A 5,485-nucleotide genomic window follows, 5' to 3' on the forward strand; every position below is an offset into this window, starting at 1 on the left:
ACGGTATCGCCGGCCGCCCGTAACTCCGCAGCAAGACGGTCCGTGTTGCCTGGGTCGACGGTGGTGTCGCGCTTGCCGGCGGCGAGGAGCATCGGCGGCTCGTCGCCGCTCACGAAGTTGATAGGTTGGCTGGCAGCCCGCAGCGGTGCCGGAAAGACGTTCTTCAGTACCGGATCGGTGAGCGGCAAGAAATCATACGGTCCTGCCAGGCCGATTACGCCGCTCAGGTCGCGCTTGCTCATCTGCTGCGCGGCCAGATAGTGGCCGTCGGTCGCTAACAGCACGGCGATATGCGCCCCGGCGGAGTGCCCCATCAGGAAGATGCGCGACGGATCGCCGCCGAATTCAGCGGCGTGATCGCGCGCCCAACGCACTGCCGCGGCTGCGTCCTCCATAAAACCGGGGAACCGGATGTCCGGCCAGGTTCGATAGTCGGGCAGCACGGCGACGAAGCCGCGCGAAGCGAGTGCCTCGCCGACGAACAGATAGTCGCCGCGCTCGCCGTTTTGCCAGCTGCCGCCATAGAAGAACACCACCACAGGACGACCGTGCGGGGGCACCGTTGCCGCCGCTTCGAACGGTTCGTACACATCGAGTTTCTGGCGCGCGTCGCTGCCGTACGGGATGGCCGTGCTGGCGCGGAACCGTAGCATTTAGCATGGCGGTTCCGCTGCATCCGCCGAGCGTGGCGAACGCTAGCGCGGCGGTCAAGGTAAGCAGGCGTCGAGGCATGAGAGATCGTAATAGTCCGAAGGATAGGTTTCGTACTATCTACGCACGGCAGCCGTCGGCGGATGCAGGCAGGCTCGCGCACGGCGTTCTCCTCCGCCCGGGCCGCGGGCGTCATCGCCTAGAGTGAAACTCCAGCTGTCTGTACCAATAGCACGCCGTTCAAAACCAGCACGGCGACCGTGCCGACCACCGCGGCCACGTTCGTCAGGAGGCTGTTCCTGTAGACGCCCATCAGATCGCGGCGTGAGGTGAACCACAGTAGTGCGATCATCGGCACCGGCAGCGCAATGCTCAACACCACCTGGCTCAACACCAGCGCCTTGGTCGCGTCTACGCCCCAGGCCACCACCGCAAAGGCCGGTACCATGGTGACGAGGCGGCGCACGCCAACCGGAATACGAAAGCCGACGAACCCCTGCATGATCATCTGGCCGGCCATCGTGCCAACCACCGAACTCGAGATCCCGGAAGCGATCAGTGCAGCAAGGAACAGACCCGCCGCCGCACCGCCGAGCAGGGGCGTCAGCGTATGCCAGGCCGTCTCGATGCTGGCGATGTCCGAGTGACCCTGATGAAACGCACTTGACGCCATAATGACCATCGCCATGTTGATCAGACCCGCTACACCGAGCGCTAGCACGACTTCGATATTCGAAAACTTTAGCAGCTTGGCGCGTTCATGCTCATTGCGCGGCGTCACGCGATTCTGCGTGAGGCCCGAGTGTAAAAAAAGGACGTGAGGCATTACAGTCGCGCCGATAATGCCGACAGAGATAGTCAGCGCATTGCTATCGGGGATACTCGGCTTGAAGGTATGCAGGAATACTGACGGCCAGTGCACTGGCGCGATCAGCAATTCGGCGAGATACGACAGACCGATGACGCCGACCAGTGCGGCGATCACCAGTTCGAGCGGGCGAAAGCCCTTTCGTTCGAACTGCAGAAGCCCATAGGTGACGGCGCCGGTGACCAGCATGCTGGCCATCATCGGCAGATGCAGCAGCAAGGAAACCCCGATCGCTCCGCCAACGAATTCCGCGAGATCCGTCGCCATCGCGGCTATCTCGCTCAAAGCCCACATGCCGTAGACATAACGGCGCGGCAGCGACTCGCGGCACAGTTCGGCGAGATTGCGGCCGGTCACGAGCCCGAGTTTGGCGGACATCGCCTGAAACAGCATCGCGACGATATTCGCCACGGCCACCACCCACAGCAACGAATAGCCGTAGCCCGCGCCTGCCTGGATATTGGTCGCGAAGTTGCCCGGGTCCATATAGGCAATGGACGCAACCACCGCCGGCCCGACAAACGACAGCATCACGCGCGGCCCGCGGCGACGGCCGGCGAGTGCCTCGCTAATACGGAAACAAGTCTGCTCGGTCAGCGTCTGCGGCACGACCGCCGGACTCATGGCTTCGTTCATGACATCTCCTGTGTGTCGTCAACCCGGGTCAAGCGGTTATGGATGGGAACGCCGGCCAACGGGGAGCGCGAAGGCCGTCGAGGCGGCCCGTTGCCGGTACCCACTAGCTGCAAGCAGCGGCTTTTCAGCCGCTCCTGTCAGCCGCTCATGTTGAGCGAGCCATTCACGCCGTTCGGGAAGAAGCCGCCTTTCACTGCAGCCGTACTGGTCAGGTACACGATGTTCAGCACATCCGAATAGGTGCGTCCGAACGCGAGCCCGTTACTGTCGAGCGGAACGATGTTGGACGTGCCCGCTGTAGCGCCGGTGATGCCCTGGTCATCGTTACCGACCTGATCGAGGCTGTCGCGTGCTGCGGAGATGGCATTGGCTGCGGTGATCAGGCTCGCCGTATCGAGTCCTTTCGCGTACAACGTCGTGCGTACGAGGCCCGCGTGATAGGCCTCAGCCGCGAGGATGCCGGCCGCGGCGCTCAGGAAGGTCTTGCTCGCAAGCAACGGTGCCGCACCTTTATACGCAGTCACACCGACGTCCTCGAAGATGAACGCGCCGAGCAGAAAGTTGTTGTCGCTCGCATAGGGGTTGAACGCGACGCCGGCCGCGACGAGACCCGCCGCGCGCGCTGCTACCGAGAACGCACCGTTTGGATTGGTGCCGCTCACGTCGATGGACGGCATGGCAACCGCCGACGAACCCAGCGCGGTGCGCAGGAACGCCACGTGTTCGCGTTCGTCGTTGGCGATCTCGTTTGCGTAGGCCTGCACGACGGGATCCTGGAACGGCACCTGGGCACCCGCGATGACCGTGCCTTGCGTGCCGACGCCGCTGAGCATGCTGGCCGGGAGGCCACTGCCCGTTGTCGCATAGGTATAGAACTGAGCTTCCAGATACTCGAGGTTAAGTGCGAAGTTGAGAATCTCTTCGTCCGTCGGTGCGGTTGACTGAGCCATCGAGGACACGCCGGAGCCGCCGCCGCAAGCGCTGATCAGCGTGCCGCCAACGAGACCAAGACTGAGACCACCTGCATTGCGGAAAAACTGTCTGCGTTGCGTGCGTCGCTGGACCCGACGCTCGAATGTATCAATTAGTTGTGCTGAATTACTTTGGCTGCTTTCTGACTTTTCGGACATGACCGTGCTCCTCAGATAGACCTCAGGAAAGCCACACCATTTGCGACGCAAACGCGTACACAACAGGACAACTGACGCGATGCACAGGCGCAAATCGCGGACACGAAGACACATCGCTGCTCTCGGACGAAGCTTCAACGACGACTGAGAAAAGGCGAGTCCTCAACGCACTTTACGAGTCGAGTTCGCCTGTGGATGCAGCGCGTGCAAAAGATATTTTGCGTGCGTTTGCAGCATTCCTTGCGAAAGCGCTGGGGCGGCTTCCGCCAGCCCTTGCCGCCATCCTCTGTACAATTCCCCTGATCGACGACCGGATGGGGTTGCCCACGCGAGTGCTACACACCGCCGCGCACCCAACCGGTTTGCCTTCTTCACACGAACGCGGGCAACTGCTTTGGCGCCGCGCGTTCACGAACCTGCCCCGACTTCATGGCCATTACCTACAAGACTCCTGAGGACATCGCCGCGCTGCGAATCGCGGGACGCCTCGCGGCCGACGTCCTCGCGATGATCGGCGAACACGTGCAGGCCGGTGTCTCCACCGACGAGCTCGACGCGCTGTGTAACGACTACATCGTCAATACCCAGAAAGCGGTTCCGGCGAATGTCGGCTACCTGGGCTTTCCGAAGACGGTCTGCACCTCGGTGAACCAGGTGGTTTGCCACGGCATCCCGAACCGGACCGAAGTCCTCAAGGACGGCGATATCATCAATATCGACGTGGCCGTGATCAAGGACGGCTACTTCGGCGACACCAGCCGCATGTATTGCGTTGGCAAGCCGAGCACAGTGGCGCGGCAACTGATCGACACGACCTATGAGGCGATGGTCGCCGGCATGCGCCAGGTGAAGCCGGGCGCGACGCTCGGCGACGTGGGCCACGCAATCCAGAAGACCGCGCAGCGCGACGGTTTTTCTATCGTGCGCGATTACTGCGGGCATGGCATCGGCAAGGTGTATCACGAGGATCCGCAGGTGCTGCACTACGGCCAGCCGGGGCAGGGGATCCGTCTGAGACCGGGCATGGTGTTTACGATCGAGCCGATGATCAACGCGGGACGCGCCGGCACCACGGTCCTGCGCGACGGCTGGACCGTGGTTACCAAAGACCGCTCGTTGTCGGCGCAATGGGAGCACATGGTCGCCGTCACGGAAGACGGTTTCGAGCTGTTGACGCCCTGGCCGGACGGCACGGGCAGCTATCAGGCGCCATGAAGGCCCCGTGAGAGAAAAGAGATAAGCGGGTGTCGTCAAGGGCGCCCGCCCACAGATCCGGAAAATAAGGATTTGACTCCCGCGCCGGTTCGGTTAAAGCTACGCCTTAGTGTTTCAAGGGGTTTTCGTCTGCATGAGTCCGTCATTGACCGTTCGCCGCATCGCCGCTGATCAGGGCGCAGTATTCCGCGAACTCCGTACTGCGTCGCTGCGGGAGGCACCCTATGCCTTCGGCGAGACGCTCGAGGACGCCTTGTCGGTCGACGCCGCAAGCTTCGATGCTACCGCTGCAAGCCACGCGGTCTCGATAGTGGCCACGTCGTTCATCCTCTATACCGAGGGCCATCCCGCCGGGCTGATCGAAGCGCATTTCGAAGACAGTGCGGCGCGGCGCGCCTTTGTGGGCGAGCTGTGGGTGGCGCCTGCGGTGCGTCATCTGCGCGGCGGCGAGCTGCTCGTCAACACTGCCAGCGAATGGCTGGCCGCTGAAGGCGCCGAGGAAATCTACGCGTGGGTGGCCGACGCCAACCGCACGGCGATGCGCTTTTACGAGCGTCTCGGCTTCGGCCCGACCGGCGAGCATGCCCGCACGGCACGCTGGCCCGACCAGTCGGAAAGCCTGCTGGTGCGCCACGTGCAGCGCGCCTCGCAAGCCTCCTCCCAGTGATCCGCCGAGCGGTCCCGCCGGGCGCCGCTCCCTTCCTTCCTGCGCTGCTGTTGCGTCCGCCGTCGCCGGTTGGGCAGCGGCATTTATCCCTCTCGCCGAAAATACTGGCTCCACGCGTGGACGCCTGTAAAATACGCAAAATTTTTTGTCGAACGCTATGTCGCCCAAGAAATCGCCATTTTTCGAACTCCGCAGTGGCACTGTCGACACGCTCCTGTTCGTGGTCAAGACGACCGACCTCGACGCCATGCGTGCCGAACTGACCCGGCGCTTCGAAGCGACCCCCGAATTCTTCGCTAACGACGTCGTCGCGATCGA

General features: G+C 62.8%; 5 protein-coding genes and 1 pseudogene. 3 read left to right on the forward strand and 3 right to left on the reverse strand.

Features of this window, described 5'->3' with window-relative positions:
- From M0954_RS11670 to M0954_RS11680, 3 genes are all read right to left on the reverse strand, one after another.
- Positions 1-653, reverse strand: a 653-nt coding sequence (locus tag M0954_RS11670) for an alpha/beta hydrolase (protein WP_297353327.1), incomplete at its 3' end; no start/stop codon positions are given.
- A gap of 197 nt (positions 654-850) precedes the next feature.
- On the reverse strand, positions 851-2,155 hold the full coding sequence (locus M0954_RS11675) for an Nramp family divalent metal transporter (protein WP_297353329.1): 1,305 nt from the start codon (positions 2,153-2,155) through the stop codon (positions 851-853).
- A 137-nt stretch (positions 2,156-2,292) separates the two neighbouring features.
- Complete coding sequence (locus tag M0954_RS11680) at positions 2,293-3,285, reverse strand: ferritin-like domain-containing protein (RefSeq protein ID WP_367279510.1); 993 nt, start codon at positions 3,283-3,285, stop codon at positions 2,293-2,295.
- Positions 3,286-3,714: 429 nt separating this feature from the next.
- On the opposite strand from M0954_RS11680, the gene map reads away from it, so the two are divergent.
- The 3 genes and pseudogenes from map to M0954_RS11695 form a co-directional block, all read left to right on the forward strand.
- Positions 3,715-4,500 carry a type I methionyl aminopeptidase gene (gene map, locus M0954_RS11685; protein ID WP_122153708.1) on the forward strand — a complete coding sequence of 262 codons (786 nt, stop codon included), beginning with the start codon at positions 3,715-3,717 and terminating at the stop codon, positions 4,498-4,500.
- A gap of 133 nt (positions 4,501-4,633) precedes the next feature.
- Complete coding sequence (locus M0954_RS11690) at positions 4,634-5,167, forward strand: GNAT family N-acetyltransferase (protein WP_123385627.1); 534 nt, start codon at positions 4,634-4,636, stop codon at positions 5,165-5,167.
- 157 nt (positions 5,168-5,324) lie between these two features.
- A pseudogene (locus tag M0954_RS11695) lies at positions 5,325-5,485 on the forward strand (septum site-determining protein MinC); the annotation flags it as partial.

The organism is Paraburkholderia sp., assembly GCF_026225065.1.
Taxonomy (GTDB): Bacteria; Pseudomonadota; Gammaproteobacteria; order Burkholderiales; family Burkholderiaceae; genus Paraburkholderia.

Bases quoted from the DNA above. Each gene is read 5' to 3' on its own strand.
- M0954_RS11675 (WP_297353329.1), bottom strand. From the start codon at position 2,155: ATGAACGAAGCCATGAGTCCGGCGGTCGTGCCGCAGACGCTGACCGAG.
- M0954_RS11680 (WP_367279510.1), bottom strand. From the start codon at position 3,285: ATGTCCGAAAAGTCAGAAAGCAGCCAAAGTAATTCAGCACAACTAATT.
- map (WP_122153708.1), top strand. From the start codon at position 3,715: ATGGCCATTACCTACAAGACTCCTGAGGACATCGCCGCGCTGCGAATC.
- M0954_RS11690 (WP_123385627.1), top strand. From the start codon at position 4,634: ATGAGTCCGTCATTGACCGTTCGCCGCATCGCCGCTGATCAGGGCGCA.